18 protein-coding genes are annotated in these 20,590 nt (G+C 44.7%); 12 read left to right on the forward strand and 6 right to left on the reverse strand.

The features are described 5' to 3' along the window. Positions 1 to 25: 25 nt before the first annotated feature. Positions 26 to 1,543, forward strand: a complete 1,518-nt coding sequence (gene nagE, locus A3712_RS13775) for an N-acetylglucosamine-specific PTS transporter subunit IIBC (protein WP_231891812.1) — start codon at positions 26 to 28, stop codon at positions 1,541 to 1,543. 302 nt (positions 1,544 to 1,845) lie between these two features. Continuing rightward, complete coding sequence (glnS, locus tag A3712_RS13780) at positions 1,846 to 3,513, forward strand: glutamine--tRNA ligase (protein WP_063523926.1); 1,668 nt, start codon at positions 1,846 to 1,848, stop codon at positions 3,511 to 3,513. 391 nt (positions 3,514 to 3,904) lie between these two features. Here the strand turns inward: glnS and fcrX are convergent, their stop codons facing one another. Continuing rightward, positions 3,905 to 4,354: a ferric iron uptake transcriptional regulator FcrX gene (fcrX, locus tag A3712_RS13785; RefSeq protein WP_063523927.1), complete on the reverse strand. Its 450-nt coding sequence runs from the start codon at positions 4,352 to 4,354 to the stop codon at positions 3,905 to 3,907. Positions 4,355 to 4,561: 207 nt separating this feature from the next. On the opposite strand from fcrX, the gene A3712_RS13790 reads away from it, so the two are divergent. Then, entirely contained in the window at positions 4,562 to 5,068 is a 507-nt protein-coding gene (locus tag A3712_RS13790) for a DUF4442 domain-containing protein (protein WP_063523928.1), read from the forward strand. Positions 5,069 to 5,176: 108 nt separating this feature from the next. On the opposite strand, the gene fldA is transcribed toward A3712_RS13790, so the two are convergent. The 3 genes from fldA to A3712_RS13805 all read right to left on the reverse strand — a co-directional run bounded on the left by fldA (position 5,177) and on the right by A3712_RS13805 (position 6,857). Then, complete coding sequence (fldA, locus tag A3712_RS13795; RefSeq protein ID WP_004737899.1) at positions 5,177 to 5,710, reverse strand: flavodoxin FldA; 534 nt, start codon at positions 5,708 to 5,710, stop codon at positions 5,177 to 5,179. 58 nt (positions 5,711 to 5,768) lie between these two features. Then, positions 5,769 to 5,987 (reverse strand): DUF2788 domain-containing protein, encoded by a 219-nt coding sequence (locus A3712_RS13800; RefSeq protein WP_004737900.1) that lies wholly within the window; start codon positions 5,985 to 5,987, stop codon positions 5,769 to 5,771. A 108-nt stretch (positions 5,988 to 6,095) separates the two neighbouring features. Next, complete coding sequence (locus tag A3712_RS13805; RefSeq protein WP_063523929.1) at positions 6,096 to 6,857, reverse strand: alpha/beta fold hydrolase; 762 nt, start codon at positions 6,855 to 6,857, stop codon at positions 6,096 to 6,098. 93 nt (positions 6,858 to 6,950) lie between these two features. Here A3712_RS13805 and seqA point away from each other — a divergent pair, with 93 nt between their 5' ends. Continuing rightward, positions 6,951 to 7,490: a replication initiation negative regulator SeqA gene (seqA, locus tag A3712_RS13810; RefSeq protein ID WP_063523930.1), complete on the forward strand. Its 540-nt coding sequence runs from the start codon at positions 6,951 to 6,953 to the stop codon at positions 7,488 to 7,490. 92 nt (positions 7,491 to 7,582) lie between these two features. Beyond that, the gene (pgm, locus tag A3712_RS13815; RefSeq protein WP_063523931.1) at positions 7,583 to 9,229 is read left to right on the forward strand and encodes a phosphoglucomutase (alpha-D-glucose-1,6-bisphosphate-dependent); all 1,647 of its coding nucleotides are present in this window, start codon (positions 7,583 to 7,585) and stop codon (positions 9,227 to 9,229) included. A 120-nt stretch (positions 9,230 to 9,349) separates the two neighbouring features. On the opposite strand, the gene A3712_RS13820 is transcribed toward pgm, so the two are convergent. Then, positions 9,350 to 10,108, reverse strand: a complete 759-nt coding sequence (locus tag A3712_RS13820; protein WP_063524012.1) for a DUF1853 family protein — start codon at positions 10,106 to 10,108, stop codon at positions 9,350 to 9,352. Between the two features lie 115 nt (positions 10,109 to 10,223). On the opposite strand from A3712_RS13820, the gene A3712_RS13825 reads away from it, so the two are divergent. Further along, positions 10,224 to 10,982, forward strand: coding sequence for a Nif3-like dinuclear metal center hexameric protein (locus A3712_RS13825; protein ID WP_063523932.1), 759 nt, complete (start codon positions 10,224 to 10,226; stop codon positions 10,980 to 10,982). A gap of 436 nt (positions 10,983 to 11,418) precedes the next feature. Here A3712_RS13825 and A3712_RS13830 read toward each other — a convergent pair whose 3' ends face one another. Next, positions 11,419 to 12,708 (reverse strand): citrate synthase, encoded by a 1,290-nt coding sequence (locus A3712_RS13830; protein WP_063523933.1) that lies wholly within the window; start codon positions 12,706 to 12,708, stop codon positions 11,419 to 11,421. A 417-nt stretch (positions 12,709 to 13,125) separates the two neighbouring features. On the opposite strand from A3712_RS13830, the gene sdhC reads away from it, so the two are divergent. The 6 genes from sdhC to odhB all read left to right on the forward strand — a co-directional run bounded on the left by sdhC (position 13,126) and on the right by odhB (position 20,490). Beyond that, positions 13,126 to 13,518 (forward strand): succinate dehydrogenase cytochrome b556 subunit, encoded by a 393-nt coding sequence (gene sdhC, locus A3712_RS13835; RefSeq protein ID WP_019820486.1) that lies wholly within the window; start codon positions 13,126 to 13,128, stop codon positions 13,516 to 13,518. Beyond that, positions 13,512 to 13,856, forward strand: a complete 345-nt coding sequence (gene sdhD, locus A3712_RS13840; protein ID WP_004737911.1) for a succinate dehydrogenase, hydrophobic membrane anchor protein — start codon at positions 13,512 to 13,514, stop codon at positions 13,854 to 13,856. The genes sdhC and sdhD overlap by 7 nt, the downstream gene beginning before the upstream one ends. Further along, positions 13,857 to 15,623: a succinate dehydrogenase flavoprotein subunit gene (sdhA, locus tag A3712_RS13845; protein WP_063523934.1), complete on the forward strand. Its 1,767-nt coding sequence runs from the start codon at positions 13,857 to 13,859 to the stop codon at positions 15,621 to 15,623. 12 nt (positions 15,624 to 15,635) lie between these two features. After that, complete coding sequence (locus A3712_RS13850) at positions 15,636 to 16,349, forward strand: succinate dehydrogenase iron-sulfur subunit (protein ID WP_063523935.1); 714 nt, start codon at positions 15,636 to 15,638, stop codon at positions 16,347 to 16,349. Between the two features lie 97 nt (positions 16,350 to 16,446). Then, positions 16,447 to 19,263, forward strand: a complete 2,817-nt coding sequence (sucA, locus tag A3712_RS13855; RefSeq protein ID WP_063523936.1) for a 2-oxoglutarate dehydrogenase E1 component — start codon at positions 16,447 to 16,449, stop codon at positions 19,261 to 19,263. Between the two features lie 21 nt (positions 19,264 to 19,284). Continuing rightward, positions 19,285 to 20,490, forward strand: a complete 1,206-nt coding sequence (gene odhB, locus A3712_RS13860) for a 2-oxoglutarate dehydrogenase complex dihydrolipoyllysine-residue succinyltransferase (RefSeq protein WP_063523937.1) — start codon at positions 19,285 to 19,287, stop codon at positions 20,488 to 20,490. The last annotated feature ends 100 nt before the right edge of the window (positions 20,491 to 20,590 follow it).

Genomic DNA, 20,590 nt, shown 5'->3' on the forward strand with positions numbered 1-20,590 from the left:
CACACAGAAGCTGGGCAAGGCATTAATGCTGCCTATCGCAACGCTTCCAATTGCTGGTCTTTTGCTGCGACTTGGTCAAGGTGATGTATTAGACATTGCATTTATGGCGCAAGCCGGTGGCGCGATCTTCAACAATCTGCCATTGCTCTTTGGTCTAGGTATCGCGATTGGTCTCTCTAAAGACGGTAACGGTGCAGCTGGTTTGGCTGGTGCAGTCGCTTACTTTGTTCTAACAGCGACAGCGACAACAATTAACGCTGATATTAATATGTCTTTCTTCGGCGGTATCTTCGCAGGTATTATCGCTGGTCACTCTTACAACGCTTTCCATGCTACACGCCTTCCTGAGTGGCTTGCATTCTTCTCAGGTAAACGTCTAGTACCGATCATGGCGGGTCTATTCTCGCTAGTAGCTGGTGCGGTTGCTGGTGTTATATGGCCAACAATTCAAGGTGGTCTAGATGCACTGGCTCACGCAATATCAACGTCTGGCGCTATCGGTCAATTCGTTTACGGTACTCTAAACCGTGCACTTATCCCTGTAGGCTTACACCACGTATTGAATTCGTACTTCTGGTTCGGTATGGGTACATGTCAAGAAATCATCGTTGCTGGTCAAGGCGCATTCGCTAACATCACTCAACTTTGTGTTGACCCATCACTGGCTAAAACTCTAGTTATCGGCCAAGAGCATACATTCACATTCGCTAATTCTGTAACTCCAGAAATCACTACTGTTGTTAAGGAAGTAACTGATACTGTGAAATCTGGTGACCTAAACCGTTTCTTCGGGGGCGATAAAGGCGCTGGCGTATTCATGAACGGTTTCTTCCCAGTAATGATGTTCGGTCTACCAGGTGCGGCACTTGCTATGTACTTAGCAGCTCCTGCTGAAAAACGTAGCCAAGTTGGTGGTGCACTATTTTCAGTAGCATTCTGTTCATTCCTAACAGGTATCACAGAGCCGCTAGAATTCATGTTTGTATTCCTCGCACCCGCTCTATACGCAATGCACGCTGTATTAACGGGTCTGTCTCTAGTTGTTGCTAACATGTTTGGTACGCTGCATGGCTTTACATTCTCAGCTGGTCTTATCGACTTTATATTGAACTGGGGTCTAGCAACTAAACCTCTAGTACTTCTCGCAATCGGCCTTGGCTTCGGTGCTCTATACTTCTTCACTTTCTCTTTCGCAATCCGCGCTTTCAACCTGAAATCGCCTGGTCGTGAAGATGATGATGAAGCTGCAGCGACTCCAGCTGGTGAGGCTCCAAAAGGCGACCTTGCACGTCAATACCTAAAAGCTCTAGGTGGTCACGAGAACCTAACTTCAATCGACGCTTGTATCACACGTCTGCGTCTAACTCTTAAAGACCGCTCTGTTGCTGACGAAGCAGTTCTTAAGAAACTAGGTGCTAAAGGTGTTGTTAAGCTAGGTGAAAACAACCTACAAGTTATCCTAGGCCCTCTTGCTGAAATCGTAGCTGGCGAAATGAAAGCTATCGGTGCAGGTGAAGACCTATCTGATGTAAAACTTCCATAATAAGGAAGTACTTAACTGAGCAGTAACTAATACTCTCAAGCAAGTGTCAAATTGAAAGCCTCCCATCTGGGGGGCTTTTTTGTATCTGCATCTTGAGGACAAGTGAGAAGGTTCGTTCTATTCTTCATCGAATAGCAGAAATAATCGCAATTAACTGATGGTTCTTATTGTGCAAAGGCTAAGAATTGTGGATGATTAGCAACAATGATCTTTCTACCTAGGGTTAGCGTTAAAAGTGGCGTTTTGCTAGGGGAGGGAAGATAACTTTCTCTGACAATACTAAATATATAGAGGTGCTATAGATGAGTGAAGCTGAGGCTCGTCCATCGAATTTCATTCGCCAAATTATTGATAAAGATTTAGCGGATGGTACACACAGTAGCGTGCATACTCGTTTCCCGCCGGAGCCAAATGGTTACCTGCACATCGGTCACGCTAAATCTATTTGCTTGAATTTTGGTATTGCTCAGGACTACCAGGGACAATGTAATCTTCGTTTCGATGATACAAACCCTGAAAAAGAAGACGTTGAATACGTTGAGTCAATTAAGAATGATGTAAGCTGGTTAGGCTTCGAATGGTCTGGTGATATTTGTTACTCATCAAACTACTTCGATACGCTTTACGCTTATGCTGTGGAATTAATTAATAAAGGCTTAGCGTACGTTGACGAGCTAAGTCCTGAGCAGATCCGCGAATACCGTGGCACGCTAAAAGAGCCAGGTAAAGCAAGCCCATACCGCGACCGCAGCCCCAAAGAAAACCTAGCGCTATTCGAAAAAATGCGTGACGGTGGCTTTGAAGAAGGTAAAGCGTGTCTACGTGCTAAGATCGATATGAGCTCGTCATTCATGGTAATGCGTGATCCTGTTATCTACCGTGTTCGTTTTGCTCACCACCATCAGACAGGTGACAAATGGTGCATTTACCCAATGTACGATTTCACTCACTGTATCTCTGATGCGCTGGAAGGTATTACGCACTCTATCTGTACTCTTGAATTCCAAGACAACCGTCGTTTGTACGACTGGGTTCTAGATAACATTACGATCGATTGCCAACCTCGTCAGTACGAGTTCAGTCGTCTGAATCTTGAGTACACAGTGATGTCTAAGCGCAAGCTAAACCAACTTGTGGTTGAAAACCTAGTTCAAGGTTGGGATGACCCACGTATGCCAACTATCTCTGGTTTGCGTCGTCGTGGTTTCACTTCTGCATCTATTCGTGAATTCTGTAAGCGTATCGGTGTGACTAAACAAGAGAACATGATTGAGTTCGGTTCACTTGAGTCTTGTATCCGTGATGACTTGAACGAAAATGCACCACGTGCAATGGCTGTACTAGATCCGGTTATGATCGTGATTGAAAACTACGATGCAGACAAAGTAGAAACACTAACGGTCGCTAACCACCCGAACAAACCTGAAATGGGCACACGTGAAGTACCATTTACTCGTGAAGTTTGGATCGAGCGTGATGACTTCCGTGAAGAAGCAAACAAGAAATACAAGCGTTTGGTTCTAGGTAAAGAAGTTCGCCTACGTGGTGCTTACGTAATTAAAGCAGAACGTATCGAGAAAGATGCAGAAGGCAAGATTACAACTATTTTCTGCTCTTACGATGACGAAACGCTAGGTAAGAACCCAGCAGATGGCCGTAAAGTGAAGGGTGTTATCCACTGGGTATCTGCTGATAAAGCACTGCCAGCTGAGATTCGTCTATACGATCGTCTATTTACTGTGGCAAACCCTGCTGCTGCGGATGACTTCGCTGCCACGATCAACCCAGAGTCTCTGGTTAAGTTGAAAGGTTTTGTTGAGCCTAGCCTTGCGGACGCCGCTGCAGAGCAAGGTTTCCAATTTGAGCGTACAGGTTACTTCTGTGTAGATTCAAAGGATTCTAAAGCTGACGCGTTGGTATTCAACCGCACGGTTGGTCTACGTGATACTTGGGGTAAAGCTGAAGCATAATTGTTAACGCTAACAAGCTATCTAATAAAAACCGGCCTAGTGCCGGTTTTTTTGTCACTGTATATCCTGCCTATGGGGAGTAAATTTTGGTTGCTAGTAATGTGGCATCAAATATCTTCAGGTCGAGAATTGGTGATTTCTCCATTGCGGGAGTTGTACCAAAACACATATTCCGTTCTGTCTGGATTTCTGTGTTGACCCTCTGCGTTATAAATGTATAAGCAAAGTGCTTGAGCGGTCTCTGAGCCACCCTATTTAGTTAAAAAAGGTTAGGTTTTAGCGGCGTGAGACAAAATCGAATTTATCAAAATTATCTCTATCTGTTGTGACGGTTAGATCGGTATTCATGATCGCTACAAATAAAAAACGCTGGCCGAGGCCAACGTTTTTTTTATTTCTTGGGTTTGTGTGCGTCTGGGTTACCTTTGCAATCACCCGTCATGCTTTTACCGTATAGATATAAACTGTGGTTCGTTAGCTGAACGTTGTGACGCTTCGCTATCTCTTTTTGTCTCTCTTCGATGATGTCATCAGAGAACTCGATAACTTCGCCACAATCTAGACATACTAGGTGATCGTGATGGTGCTGTGTTGAAAGTTCGAATACAGACTTACCGCCTTCAAAATGGTGGCGAGTCACAATGCCAGCGTCATCGAATTGGTTTAATACTCGATAAACGGTCGCAAGCCCGATCTCTTCACCTAAGTCGATCAGCTTTTTATATAAATCTTCAGCACTAATATGTTGGCAGTCTGGTTGTTGTAATACTTCTAAAATTTTGAGCCTTGGGAGGGTCACTTTAAGACCAGCATCTTTTAGCGCTTGATTATTGTCTGACATATACTTTCCTGTTGATGATCTGCAGCAATTAACAGAATTCAATATTAATCCTATTATAGTTTAGTCAGGCATAACAATAAACCACGAACTTCAAAGGGTTACTAATCAACATCACAATCTGTTTTGTAAATTGGAAGTATCTCACTTATAGTGGAGGTACGACCAGTTAAGGTGGCGGTAATTCTAATATGAACACGGAATGTTGTTATGAATAAGCAACTTGCAAAAATATATAAACCAAACATCGTAAAATTCGCTCTTAATATCTGGCCTCCATTTTGGGGAGCGGGGATAAAGATAGCCCATATTAGTTCGGATTTTAGAGTAGTAAAAACAGTGCTTAAGTTGCGCTGGTGGAACAAAAATGCCAATCGTACTCAGTATGGCGGCAGCATATTTTCCCTCACGGATCCTGTTTACTCATTGATGTTAATGGGAATTTTAGGTGAAAGGTATTATGTGTGGGACAAAGAGGCGAGCATTAACTTCATCAAACCTGGTCAGTCAGATCTGTATGCAGACTTTGAAATAAGCCAAGGTCAGCTTGATGAGATTTACCATCAGACTCAACTTGGTGAGAAGTGTTTTCCTGAGTTTATTATCTATGTCAAAGATAAACAGGGTAATGTGGTCTCAGAAATTCAGCGTACGCTGTATGTCAGAAAGAAGCCACAATTCAGAGATGATGACGAAGCACTAGAAGCAGAGTGCTAATTTAGACAAACAGATCTTATATAGACAAATAGAAAAACCTCCAATTAGGAGGTTTTTTCATATCTAAAGAGTTGTCACTAATTGTAACAATGGACAACTGCCAGAGAATTAGTCTTCAAGTTCTGCTAGGCACATCTCTTCGTGGATTTGTTTAACCCAGTTAGATACACGCTCATCAGTTAGCTCTGGTTGACGGTCTTCATCGATACATAGACCAACGAATTGACTGTCATCGCCTTCAACTAGACCTTTCGATGCTTCGAACTCGTAGCCTTCAGTAGAAGTATAACCTAGGATAGTACCGCCTTTCGCTTCAACGATGTCACGGATAGTACCCATAGCATCACAGAAGTATTCTGCGTAATCTTCTTGGTCACCACAACCAAAGATAGCAACAAGCTTAGTTGAGAAATCAATAGCTTCTAGCTCTGGGAAGAAATCATCCCAATCACATTGTGCTTCGCCGTAGTACCACGTTGGGATACCAAGCAGCAGTAGATCGAAGTTATCGATATCTTCTTTGCTGCTTTTTGCAATGTCTTGAACGTGAACGAGCTGTTTGCTCAATTGCTTTTGAATCATCTTAGCAACAGCTTCAGTGTTACCTGTATCGCTACCAAAGAAGAGACCTACACTTGCCATAGAATCATTACCTTTCATTTTGTCTGTTGTCGGTGTAATAAAGTTTGGAGGGGAATCGTTAGATCCCGGTTCCTTCCCAGCTTAGTTGGATTATCCCTTTGGCGATAAAACCTGCACAGCCAAGGAAAAGTACTAACCACACAATGCGACGACCAAATGGAGGAACATTTCCTTGCTTGAGAACGTCCTTAATTGCCATACCGATCAAAAAGAAAATCGCGGCAAATAGGAGATCTAACCCAACAGATTCAATGATGTTCATGTAGTCGTAAAGCATGGGAACCTTATATACCAATTTTGCTTGGGCGCACTATATCACTGTTGCGAGATAAAGTTAATGTGCAGTGATTACTCAGCTCTCATTTATCTGCATGAAAAAGCGCACTTAAGCGATGAATTTTCGAATTGCTCTCAGTACTTCATCTGGCTTTTCTGCGTGTAGCCAGTGGCCTGTATTCGCAATAACGTGCGCCTTTGCGTTAGAAAATTGCTGTTGGACCGCAGTTTGGTGCTTTGCCGTGAGGTAATCAGACTCCCCACCTTTTATTAGTAAGGTTTTGACTGAGGTTTTGTCGATCGGTTCCCAACCAATAATGTGTGGGTAGTTGCTCAATAATGAAGTGACGTTAAAGCGCCACTCCATAATGCCTTGTTCTGACTTAAACAGTGACTTCGTTAAGAACTGGCGAACACCGTCTATTTCTATATGTTTGGCGAGTATTTTAAGTGCTTCGGCACGAGATACTGGCTTTTCTTCAATGACCGCTTGTAGGCCGGCGAATACGTTGTCGTGACGGCTTTGGGTGTAAGCGACAGGTGCCATGTCCAATACAACCAGTTTATACAGCTCTAGATGTTGGGTAAGCGCCATAGCAACTTTGCCGCCCATCGAGTGACCAATGACAGTAACATCATTAAGCTCGAGATCTTTCAACAGTTGAGCGACATCTTGTGCCATCGCTTGGTAATTATGAGTATCACTGTGGAAGGATTGTCCATGGTTACGAAGATCGATACTCAGTACCTGATGATCGACTTTTAGATCCCTGGCCAGCAAGCCTAGGTTGTCCAGATTACCAAATAATCCATGGATCAAAACTATGGTGTGACCCTCACCTTCGATTTTATAGTTGAGCTGTACTGACATTTTTATCTTATTCATGGTGGGTTTGACGTAGAGTATCCGCGCGGATCTCGCTATAATCCCCAAGAGTTTAAACATTGAGATTGTGAAAAGCGAATGAAAACAATTGAGGTTGATGAGGACCTATACCGTTTTATTGCGGGTCAGACAGAACGTATTGGCGAAAGCGCTTCAGATATTCTGCGCCGCTTGTTACAGGTTGATAGCCAAGGCATGGCTCCGCTCGAAGAGATCGTAGAGCCGAAAGGTATCGTTGTTAGCAAAGAGGTAGGCTTTACTCCAGAGAAGTTCGATGGCGTTAAAGAAATGCGCTCACTACTAATATCAGATGAGTTTGCGTCACTAAAGAAAGCCATTGATCGTTTCATGTTAGTGTTATCAACACTGCATAAAATCGACCCTGAAAGCTTTTCAGAAGCAACTCAAGTAAAAGGCCGTAAGCGTGTTTACTTTGCAGATAACGAAGCGACGTTGTTAGCAAACGGCAACACGACTAAGCCTAAAGCCATTCCACAAAGTCCTTTTTGGGTTATTACAAATAATAATACTAGCCGTAAGAGACAGATGGTTGAGCAGCTTATGAGCCGTATGAATTTCCAAGCAGAATTGATCGAAAAAGTAACAGGTTCAATTTAACGAAATCTGATTTAAACCTCATAATATCCATGGATAAGAAGATATTATGAGGTTTTTTTGTTTTTAAATTTTATATATAAGGATGTCGAAAAATGGCTATGCACCCTCGTGCTGGGCAAAAAGCTCAGCAGGAAGATCTTCATAATATTCCGGCTTTAGTGGCTAACTATTTCTTACAGCAACCGGATGCGACTAACCCAGATCACAAAGTACTGTTTGGTACTTCAGGTCACCGTGGTACTGCAGACAAATCAACATTTAACGAAAACCACATTCTAGCGATTTCACAAGCAGTGGCTGAAGTGCGTGCTGAGCAAGGTACAACAGGTCCACTTTTCTTAGGTAAAGATACGCACGCGTTATCTGAACCTGCGTTTTCTACGGTAATTGAAGTGCTTGTAGCGAACGGTGTTGAAGTTATTATTCAAGAAAACAATGGCTTTACTCCAACACCTGGTATCTCGCACGCGATTCTTACGCACAATCTAGTGAATGACAAAAAAGCCGACGGCATTGTTATTACACCTTCACACAACCCACCTCAAGACGGCGGTATCAAATATAACCCGACACATGGTGGCCCTGCTGAAGCGGAACTAACGCAAGCTATTGAAGATCGTGCGAACGTTATTATTTCTGAGCAAATGCAAGGTGTTAAACGCACGCCTATCGCACAGGCTAAACAGTCTGAGTTAGTGAAAGAAGTCGACCTAGTTGCTCCATACGTTGCTGATTTAGTTAACGTGGTGGATATGGAAGCTATCCAGAAAGCGAACATCAAAATTGGTGTTGATCCTTTGGGCGGAAGCGGCATCGATTACTGGCGTCAAATTGGTAAAGCGTACAACTTAGATCTTACTCTGGTAAGTGAAGCGGTTGACCCTTCTTTCCAATTTATGTCTCTGGATAAAGATGGTGTGGTTCGTATGGACTGTTCTTCGCCATACGCAATGGCGGGCTTGCTTGCGCTTAAAGATGAGTACGCGCTAGCGTTTGGGAACGACCCAGATTACGATCGCCACGGTATTGTGACGCCAAAAGGTCTAATGAACCCTAACCATTTCCTAGCTGTTTGTATCGACTATCTATGCCGTAACCGTGAAGGTTGGGGTAAAGAAGTTGCAGTTGGTAAAACTCTGGTATCAAGTGCATTGATCGACCGTGTTGTAGCAGACTTAGGTCGCGAACTTTGTGAAGTACCAGTTGGTTTCAAATGGTTCGTTGATGGCCTATACAATGGTCAGTTTGGTTTCGGTGGTGAAGAGAGTGCGGGTGCTTCTTTCTTACGTAAAGACGGCACACCTTGGTCAACAGATAAAGACGGCCTAATTCTTTGCCTATTGGCGGCAGAGATCACTGCGGTGACTGGTAAGAACCCACAAGAGTACTATGAAGAGCTAGCTGCTAAACACGGCGAATCTAAGTACAACCGTATTCAAGCGGTGGCAAATGGTGCGCAAAAAGACGTGCTTAAGAAGCTATCTCCAGAGATGGTATCTGCTGAAACACTTGCTGGTGATGGGATTACTGCTCGCTTGACACATGCTCCAGGTAATGGCGCTGCGATTGGTGGCCTTAAAGTGACAACTGAGAACGGTTGGTTTGCTGCTCGTCCATCAGGCACGGAAGACATCTACAAGATCTACTGTGAAAGCTTTAAAGGTGAAGAGCACCTAAAAGCAATTGAAGCAGAAGCTCAAGAGATTGTTAATCAAGTATTTGCAGCCGCTGGCCTATAATCGAATCTCGATTACTAGAGTCCCTACGTGATTAGAAGAAGGGTTGATGTGAAAGCATCAGCCCTTTTTATTTGCCTGTGAGTAACCAGCTAAGACTAAGTCAACCCAATGACGAATGGATTAGCCGTGTGGCCAGCTTTGCGGCATTACAAACCAGAATTGACCAGACTTGGTTTGTCCATGAACGAAGCGGTCACCAAATTCGGTGATAGGTTCACCGCTGAAATCATCCGTTCCTGCGGCCCATTGCTCTTTGGTTAGAGGGTAGAGTGTATCGGTGATCCGGTGAGCCTGATTTTGATAGCACCAAAATCCGTTTACTTGGCCGGGGTTAATGTCGTATCCCAAACACTCCGTAGGTACGTTTTGTTCTAGAAATGGGTTGGTATAGAGGCGACCTTGCATCAAAAGGTGTTTTGAGTCGACATCGATCTCCGGGTACTGCTCAACAAAGGCGGCTGAAGATGACATACCAAGCTGGTGGCTGAGCATTCTATCGAGCTTTTTGTCTAATTGGTCATGAGAGTTTGGACCAAACCATGTTTGCTCGTGAAGTAGGTAAAACTTAATTGCCACTTCCCAGTGTTCTAATTTTTCACTACTTGTGTCTTCCAGGATAAAGTCGATTGCGCCGAGTGTTCGTCCCTCAACATTAATCTGGATCTCATCGTGCTTGATTGAATAATTATCCGAAGTGGTGATGACTTGTTCACATAGGTGTTGGTAGAGGAAGCCTAATCTAGGGTTTCCATCATAAGTATGTGCATCGTCGAGCTTTTGGTGGTTTGAGAACACAGTGAGATCAGAAATGGGCGGTTTGATTTCTAGTAGCGGTGGCGAGCTAATCACCCATTGATAAAAGCGTTGCAGTTCGGTCATCGGTTCCTCGTAAACTTCAGTCATCTGTTCTCTAGAAACAGAATGGAAGGGCTTTCGACATTCTACCCGTAAATTGATATAACGACGTTATTATAAAGGTAAGCTGGAAATAAAAATGAATAACTTACAGTTAGAAAAGCTACTTAACGAAAAACTGCAGCCACAGCAGATTAAAGATTACTGCCCAAACGGTCTCCAAGTAGAAGGCAGTACTGAGGTAAAGCGTATCGTTACTGGTGTTACGGCTTCGCAAGCTTTGATTAATAAAGCGGTTGAGCTAAAGGCTGACGCTTTGTTAGTTCACCATGGTTTCTTTTGGAAAGGTGAGCCGGAAGCGATTCGTGGTATGAAAGGTAAGCGTATTCGTACGTTGATCAAAAACGATATCAATTTATTGGGCTACCACCTTCCGCTTGATATCCACCCTGAGCTTGGTAACAACGCCAAACTGGCAGAGTTACTTGAGATCGATGTTGAAGGTGGTTTGGAAGGGCACCCTCAGTCAGTCGCTATGTTTGGTAGATTTAAGACGCCGATGACTGGCTCTGAGTTTGCGGCAAAAATTGATCAAGTATTGAATCGTAAGCCGCTACACATTGCCCCGGAGAACGCTGATAAAATGATTGAAACGGTAGGTTGGTGTACTGGCGGTGGTCAAGACTACATTGAGCTTGCAGCTGCTCAAGGTATTGATGCATTTATCTCTGGCGAAATTTCTGAGCGCACAACTTACTCGGCTCGCGAGCAAGCCATCCATTATTTTGCTGCAGGTCACCATGCGACAGAACGCTACGGTGTTAAAGCACTAGGTGAATGGTTAGCAAAAGAGCACGGCTTGGATGTTGAGTTTATCGATATTGATAACCCGGTATAAGAGCAGATGCGAGATGAGGGATACGATTGGAGAGTATCCCTTAAACCTTTGAGGAACTTCGAAAGTTTTTCTATACGCTTCGTGAGATCCCCAACTCACTCGTCCCACTCTCTTGGGGGGGACGGCATAGTTTGTTCCTATAGTCATTCCTTAGATTGACGAAGGAAATAGTATGGAATCTCTCTGGGCTATCTACTCGTTGAATGAGATCCCCAACTTGCTCGTCCCTCGCTCTTGGGGATGACGGTATAGTTTGTTCCTACTGTCATTCTTTAGACTGACGAGGGAAATAGTAGGGAATCTCTTTGACAGGCCGTTATGGAGATTCAAAATATCTCGAATCTCGAATCTCGAATCTCGAATCTCGAATCTCGAATAAAAAAAAGGGTTGATGCTTTCGCATCAACCCTTTTTAACAATCATACTTTAATCGCAATTATTCACGTTCGTGAAGTGCTTTAAAGTCACGTTGCTCTTCACCAGTGTATAGCTGACGAGGACGACCGATACGGTTTGTTGGGTCGCTGTGCATTTCGTTCCAGTGTGCAATCCAACCGATAGTACGAGACATCGCGAAGATTACTGTAAACATAGATACTGGAATGCCGATCGCTTTCAGAATGATACCTGAGTAGAAGTCTACGTTCGGGTATAGCTTCTTCGAAACAAAGTATTCATCAGAAAGAGCGATACGCTCAAGCTCCATTGCTACGTCAAGTAGTGGATCTTGGATGTTTAGCTCTTTAAGTACTTCGTGACACGCTTCGCGCATTACTGTTGCACGTGGATCGTAGTTCTTGTAGACGCGGTGACCGAAGCCCATCAAACGGAATGGATCATCTTTGTCTTTCGCTTTTGCAACATACTCTTCGATGTTATCTACGCTACCGATCTCTTCAAGCATACGTAGACATGCTTCGTTTGCACCACCGTGAGCTGGGCCCCAAAGTGACGCGATACCTGCTGCGATACACGCAAACGGGTTAGCACCAGATGAACCAGAGAGACGTACTGTAGATGTAGAAGCGTTTTGTTCGTGGTCTGCGTGTAGAGTGAAAATCTTATCCATTGCACGAGCTACGATAGGGTTTACTTCGTACTCTTCACATGGGTTTGCAAACATCATGTGTAGGAAGTTTTCTGCGTAGCTCAGGTCGTTGCGTGGGTAGATAAACGGCTGACCAATAGAATATTTGTAACACATTGCTGCCAGTGTTGGCATTTTTGAAATTAGACGGTAAGCCGCAATTTCACGGTGTGTATCGTTGTTGATATCAAGTGAGTCGTGGTAGAACGCTGCTAGAGCGCCTACCACGCCACACATTACAGCCATAGGGTGAGCATCACGACGGAAGCCGTGGAAGAAACTAGCAATTTGCTCGTGTACCATAGTGTGACGTGTCACGGTAGTCTTGAACTGTTCGTATTCAGCTCGAGATGGGGCTTCACCGTAAAGAAGTATGTAACATACTTCTAAGTAATCAGCGTTATTGGCAAGTTGATCAATTGGATAACCACGGTGTAAAAGGATACCTTTACCACCGTCAATAAAAGTGATTTGAGACTCACAAGATGCAGTGGCAAGAAAACCAGGGTCAAAAGTGAAAAAACCATTAGAACCTAGTGTACGAACATCGATCACTGGAGTACCTAGTACACCCTCTGTAATCGGCAGCTCGATTGGCGCTTGACCTTCAATGTGAAGGGTAGCTTTCTTATCCGCCATAACAATCTCCTTTGTTTATTATTTAATCCGTCCAGGATGTTTATGAGCCATTTTTTTACTGGTCTTACGTGGGAAAGTCAATTTTTCTGCAGCTTTGTGTGCACTTGTTAGTATTTTTCACATTAAATTCGTTAAAAATCTGGTCTGTGTAGCATTATTTGTTGCGTCAATTGTATTAGAATGTTGCGAGCCGTATAGTGGCGATGAAAAATTTGGTTAAAAGCTTATAAATGCAAGGCTAAGAAGAAATGTGAGGTGTCTATCTTAACCGTGCCGTTAACAATTTTTTTACAATTATCTAAGGCTCAACTTCAGTTATTTGTTAAGTTAATGTTAAATTTTGAAGGTTTGCGATCAAATTTTGTCCATAACAATATCATAAGGTTATTTAATGACCATAATGCTCAATGGAGCTGAGTGAGCAAGCCCGTGAAAGAAAGAAAGACAAGACCTGTTAATTTAGATTTACAGACCATCCACTTTCCGATCACTGCAATAGCTTCCATCCTACACCGTGTGTCTGGGGTGATTACTTTTGTTGCGATTGGAATTTTGCTTTGGTTACTATCCATTTCCCTCTCATCCCCAGTAGGCTTTATGGAAGCTAGCGACATTGTCGACGGTTTCTTCGTGAAGTTTATTCTGTGGGGCATTTTAACCGCTTTGGCTTACCACATTGCTGGTGGTATTCGTCACCTTCTTATGGACTTAGGTCACTTTGAAGAGCTGGAATCTGGCGCAAAGAGCGCTAAGGTTGCATTCGCAGCGACAGCGGTATTGTCTCTACTAGCGGGGATTTTAGTATGGTAAACAACGTTTCGACATTTGGCCGTAATGGTGTTCACGATTTCTTATTGATCCGTGCAACTGCAATCATTATGACGCTATATACAATTTATTTGGTGAGCTTTTGTGCCTTCACCGATATCTCTTACGTATCATGGACTCAGTTCTTTGGTGGAACCTTCACTAAAGTATTTACCATGTTAGCGCTTACTTCGGTTCTTGTTCACGCTTGGATCGGTCTGTGGCAAGTGCTAACCGACTACATCAAGTGCGCTAAACTGCGTGTTGGCCTTCAAGTAGGTGTAGTTGCGGTTCTTCTTGGATATTTCTTCTCTGGTCTGTTTATTTTGTGGGGTGCGTAAGTGACTATTCCTGTTCGTGAGTTTGATGCCGTAGTTATCGGCGCTGGTGGTGCTGGTATGCGTGCCGCACTGCAAATTTCAGAGCAAGGCCTATCATGTGCATTGCTTTCTAAAGTTTTCCCAACTCGTTCTCATACCGTATCTGCTCAAGGTGGTATTACGGTTGCTCTAGGTAATGCGCACGAAGATCACTGGGAACAACACATGTACGACACAGTAAAAGGTTCTGATTACATCGGTGACCAAGATGCTATCGAATACATGTGTAAAAATGGGCCAGAATCAGTTATCGAACTAGAAAAAATGGGTCTTCCATTTTCTCGTTTCGACAACGGCACCATTTACCAACGTCCTTTTGGTGGCCAATCGAAAAACTTTGGTGGTGAGCAAGCGGCTCGTACCGCTGCAGCAGCTGACCGTACTGGTCACGCATTGCTACACACGCTTTACCAACAAAACATCAAACACAAAACAACCGTGTTCTCTGAGTGGTACGCGCTTGATCTTGTGAAGAATGAAGACGGTGCCATTCTTGGTACAACAGCACTTTGCATGGAAACAGGCGAAGTATGCTACTTCAAAGCAAAAGCAACAGTCCTAGCAACTGGTGGTGCTGGTCGTATCTACGCATCAACAACTAACGCACACATCAATACTGGTGACGGTGTGGGTATGGCGATTCGTGCCGGCGTGCCTATGCAAGACATCGAAATGTGGCAGTTCCACCCAACGGGTATTGCCGGTGCGGGGACGCTTGTAACAGAGGGTTGCCGTGGTGAAGGCGGCTATCTCCTTAATAAAGATGGCGAACGTTTTATGGAGCGTTACGCTCCAAACGCGAAAGACTTAGCGGGTCGTGACGTTGTTGCTCGTTCAATGATGGTAGAAATCCGTGAAGGCCGTGGTTGTGACGGCCCTTGGGGTCCACACATTAAACTGAAACTGGACCACTTAGGTAAAGAAACACTTGAGTCTCGTCTACCTGGTGTATGTGAACTGTCTCGTACATTCGCACACGTTGATCCAGTAAAAGAGCCGATCCCAGTGATCCCAACATGTCATTACATGATGGGTGGTGTACCAACACAAGTTTCTGGCCAAGCGATTAAGCAAAGTGCAGATGGTAGTGATGTTGAAATACAAGGTCTATTTGCTTGTGGTGAGATTGCTTCAGTATCAGTGCACGGTGCTAACCGTTTAGGTGGTAACTCACTGCTTGACTTGGTTGTATTCGGTCGTGCGACAGGTCTACACCTAGGTGAGACACTGAAGAAGCAAGCGGATGCTAAGCCAGCAACGGAAGAAGATATCGCTCGTTCTCTAGAGCGCTACAACCGTTGGGAAAACAGCACAGACGGTGAAGATCCAGCACAAATCCGTAAAGATCTACAGCAATGTATGCAGAACAACTTCTCTGTATTCCGTGAAGGCAAAGCAATGGCTGAGGGCTTAGAAGAGCTTAAAGCGATTCGTGAGCGTCTGAAAAATGCACATTTGTCCGATAAGTCTACGGAGTTCAATACCCAGCGTGTCGAATGTCTTGAGCTTGATAACTTGATGGAAACGGCTTTTGCAACAGCATTTGCGGCTAATTACCGCACAGAAAGTCGTGGTGCACATGCTCGTTTTGACTTCCCCGATCGTGATGATGAACAGTGGCTGTGCCACTCTCTCTACAACCCTGAGTCAGAGAGTATGAGCAAACGAGGTGTAAACATGGAGCCTATCCATCGTGAAGCATTCCCACCAAAAGCACGTACGTATTAAGGAGACATGACCATGAAATTGACTTTCTCTTTGTATCGTTACAATCCAGACGTCGATTCGAAGCCTTACATGCAGGATTACACACTAGAGGTGGAAGAAGGCTCAGACATGATGCTTCTGGATGCGCTCATTCTATTGAAAGAGCAGGATCCGACGATCGCTTTCCGTCGCTCATGCCGCGAAGGTGTATGTGGTTCAGACGGCCTAAATATGAACGGTAAAAACGGCCTTGCGTGTATCACGCCACTGTCAACTCTTAGTAGCAAGGATAAAATTATTGTTCGCCCACTGCCGGGTCTACCTGTTATTCGTGACCTGATTGTTGATATGACTCAGTTCTATGATAACTACGAAAAAGTAAAACCATTCTTAGTGTCTGACGGTAACACACCACCGGCACGTGAAAACTTACAAAGCCCTGATGAGCGTGCTCATTTAGATGGACTGTACGAATGTATCATGTGTGCATGTTGTACAACGTCATGCCCATCGTTCTGGTGGAACCCTGACAAGTTCATAGGACCAGCAGGTCTGCTTGCCGCGTACCGTTGGCTAATTGATAGCCGAGATACTGCGACAGATGAACGTTTGTCTGATCTTGATGATGCATTTAGCGTTTTTCGTTGCCATGGCATCATGAATTGTGTAAGTGTTTGTCCTAAGGGATTAAATCCGACGAAAGCGATTGGTCACATTAAGACCATGTTAGTCAATCGTTCGGTTTAAGTTATAAAAAAATTGCCGCCCTAGAAGTTTTGGGGCGGCCTTTTAATAGCTCGGCATAGACCGCAGCAAACGTGAAAACTACTGGTTAAGGGAAAATATGCACAACGGCGTGATGAAGGCATGGCTCGAGTCTTCACACTTGGCTGGCGCCAATGCAACGTACGTAGAAGAACTCTATGAACTATATCTAAGTGACCCCGATTCGGTAAGTGGCGAATGGAGAAGTGTTTTTGAAGAGTTGCCTGTGCAAGCTTCAGAAGCGGTGGAACAACCACACTCTCGTGTTCGTGAATACTTCCGTCGACTCGCTCAAGAAACAAAGCATTACAGTGTCCAAGTTAGTGATCCAGATGTCGATGCGAAACAAGTAAAAGTTCTGCAACTGATTAATGCTTATCGATTCCGAGGGCATCAAGCAGCAAATCTAGACCCCCTAGGTTTATGGAAGAGAGCAAAAGTTGATGAACTGGACCCTTCTTTCCACACTCTTACCGAAGAAGACCTCAATGAGACGTTCAACGTCGGCTCTTACGCGATTGGCCAAGAGACGATGGTGCTTAAAGATTTACATAAATCTTTAAAGCAAACGTATTGTGGTTCGATTGGTGCTGAATACATGCACATGACTAATACAGAGCAAAAACGTTGGATTCAACAACGTTTAGAGTCTGTGTCTGGTCAACCCTCTTTCAACAAAGAAGAAAAGCAAGCTTTCCTAGAAGAGCTAACGGCTGCTGAAGGTCTTGAGCGCTACCTTGGTGCAAAATTCCCAGGCGCGAAACGCTTCTCGTTGGAAGGTGGTGATGCACTTATCCCAATGACGAAAGAGATCATTCGTCATGCTGGTGGACAAGGCATGCGTGAAGTCGTTATTGGTATGGCTCACCGTGGTCGTCTAAACATGCTGGTCAACGTGCTTGGTAAAAAGCCGCAAGACCTGTTTGACGAGTTCGCGGGTAAGCACGATGAAACGTGGGGGACTGGTGATGTGAAATACCACCAAGGTTTCTCCGCGGATTTTGCGACACCGGGCGGCAACGTTCACTTAGCATTAGCATTTAACCCATCACACTTAGAAATCGTAAACCCAGTGGTTATCGGCTCAGTACGTGCACGTCAAGATCGCCTAAGCGATACTGATGGTAGCCGTGTACTGCCAATCACGATTCACGGTGACTCAGCAATCGCTGGTCAAGGTGTTGTGCAAGAGACGTTTAACATGTCTCAAGCTCGTGGTTTCTGTGTAGGTGGTACGGTTCGCATCGTTGTAAATAACCAAGTTGGTTTTACAACATCTAACCCTCGCGACACACGTTCTACGATGTACTGTACTGATATCGCTAAGATGGTACAGGCTCCGATTTTCCACGTTAATGCTGATGATCCAGAAGCGGTTGCTTTTGTTGCTCGCTTAGCGCTGGACTACCGTAATACCTTCAAACGTGATGTCGTTATCGACCTAGTTTGTTACCGTCGCCACGGTCACAACGAAGCAGATGAGCCGAATGCAACACAGCCTTTGATGTACCAAAAAATCAAGAAGCATCCAACACCACGTAAGCTATACGCTGACGTGCTAATGGAGCGCGGTGAGTTTGGTATAGATACAGCAACTCAGCTGGTTAACGAATATCGTGATGCACTTGATCACGGTGAAGTTGTGGTGAAAGAGTGGCGCCCAATGGCACTTCACTCAGTAGACTGGTCTCCTTATCTAGGTCATGACTGGAATATCGACTGGGACAACAAAGTTGATATCAAGCGTCTAAAAGAGCTTGGTACTAAGATCTGTCAATACCCAGAAAGCCACAAGCTACAAAGCCGAGTAAATAAACTTTACAACGATCGTACTGCCATGGTGAATGGTGAAAAACAAGTCGATTGGGGTATGGCTGAAACTCTGGCTTACGCAACACTTGTTGACGATGGCAAGCGTATTCGTATATCTGGCCAAGATTCAGGCCGTGGTACTTTCTTCCACCGCCACTCGGTACTGCACAACCAATCAGACGCAAGCACGTATGTTCCACTCGAGAACATACATGATAAGCAGGGTCCATTCCAAGTATTTGACTCAGTATTGTCTGAAGAGGCAGTGCTTGCGTTCGAGTATGGTTACGCAACAGCAGAGCCAAGCGGTCTAACCCTTTGGGAAGCACAATTTGGTGACTTCGCAAACGGTGCGCAAGTCGTTATCGACCAATTTATTTCGTCAGGTGAGCAAAAGTGGGCACGTCTATGTGGTCTAACCATGCTGCTGCCTCACGGTTATGAAGGCCAAGGTCCAGAGCACTCTTCTGCACGTCTTGAACGTTACCTTCAATTATGTGCTGAACAAAATATGCAGGTTGTTGTTCCTTCAACACCAGCACAGGTTTACCACATGATTCGCCGTCAGGTTGTTCGACCTATGCGTCGTCCTCTGGTTGTAATGTCACCGAAGTCATTGCTTCGTCACCCGCTGTGTACATCTTCTCTAGAAGATCTAGCAGACGGTACGTTCCAACCAGCTATCGCAGAGATTGACGATATCGCTCCTGAGAACGTAAAACGCGTCGTATTCTGTTCAGGTAAGGTTTACTTCGACCTACTTGACCAAAGACGTAAGAACGAGCAAGACGACGTTGCTATTGTTCGTATTGAGCAGCTATATCCATTCCCTTACGAGGATGTTCGCGCTGCAATTGCACAATACACAAATGTCGTTGATTACGTTTGGTGTCAAGAAGAGCCTCAGAACCAAGGTGCTTGGTACAGCAGCCAACATAACTTCCGAGCTGCTATCCCAGTAGGCGCTGATATTCAATACGCAGGTCGTCCTGCATCAGCATCACCAGCTGTAGGCTATATGTCGGTACACTTGAAACAACAAAAAGCGTTAGTAGATGACGCTCTGACCCTACCAAAGAACTAGAAGTAAAAGGAAAATACAGACATGACAATTGAAATTCTGGTTCCAGATTTACCTGAATCTGTGGCCGATGCAACAGTTGCTACTTGGCACAAAAAACCAGGCGAAGCGGTTGCACGTGATGAAGTCATTGTAGATATCGAAACAGACAAAGTAGTTCTAGAAGTACCTGCTCCTGAAGCGGGTGTTCTGGAAGCGATTATTGAAGACGAAGGTGCTACGGTACTTTCTAAGCAGCTTATTGCTAAGTTGAAACCTGGCGCAGTTGCTGGTGAGCCAACGACTGACACAACAGAAGAAACAGAAGCATCTCCTGATAAGCGTCACAAAGCGGCGCTAACAGAAGAGAGCAACGACGCGCTAAGCCCTGCTGTACGTCGCCTGCTAGCTGAACACAACCTACAACCAGCTGACGTTAAAGGCACTGGTGTTGGTGGTCGTATTACTCGTGAAGACATCGACGCACACCTAGCGGCAGCGAAAGCGGCGCCAGCAGCAGCTGCACCAGCGATTGAAGCGCCAGCGGCAGCTCGTAGCCAGAAGCGTGTGCCTATGACTCGCTTACGTAAGACAGTAGCAAACCGTCTTCTAGAAGCGAAGAACAGTACAGCAATGCTAACGACTTTCAACGAAGTAAACATGAAGCCAATCATGGACCTTCGTAAGCAGTACAAAGACCAATTCGAGAAGCGTCACGACACGCGTCTTGGTTTCATGTCTTTCTACGTGAAAGCGGTAACTGAAGCGCTTAAGCGTTACCCTGAAGTAAACGCATCTATCGACGGTGATGATATCGTTTACCACAACTACTTCGACATCAGCATGGCGGTATCTACACCACGAGGTCTAGTGACTCCAGTACTAAAAGACTGTGACACACTAGGTTTCGCTGACATCGAAAAAGGCATCAAAGAGCTAGCGATCAAAGGCCGTGACGGCAAGCTAACTGTTGATGAGCTAATGGGTGGTAACTTCACTATCACAAACGGTGGTGTATTTGGCTCTCTAATGTCTACGCCAATCATCAACCCGCCTCAAGCGGCAATCCTGGGTATGCACAAAATCCAAGAGCGTCCAATGGCTGTTGACGGCAAAGTAGAAATTCTACCAATGATGTACCTAGCGCTTTCTTACGACCACCGTCTAATCGATGGCCGTGAATCAGTTGGTTTCCTAGTGACCATCAAAGAGCTTCTAGAAGATCCTGCACGACTGCTATTAGACGTTTAGTATCGCTAAAGCGTCTAGTTAGCGAAGTTAGCTAGACGTAAAAAGTTTCAAAGGCTAGGCTGCTCAACACCTGGCCTTCACTTGAGCTGTTAAGCCATTA

The sequence above is a fragment of the Vibrio sp. HI00D65 genome (genome assembly GCF_001635455.1).
GTDB lineage: Bacteria > Pseudomonadota > Gammaproteobacteria > Enterobacterales > Vibrionaceae > Vibrio.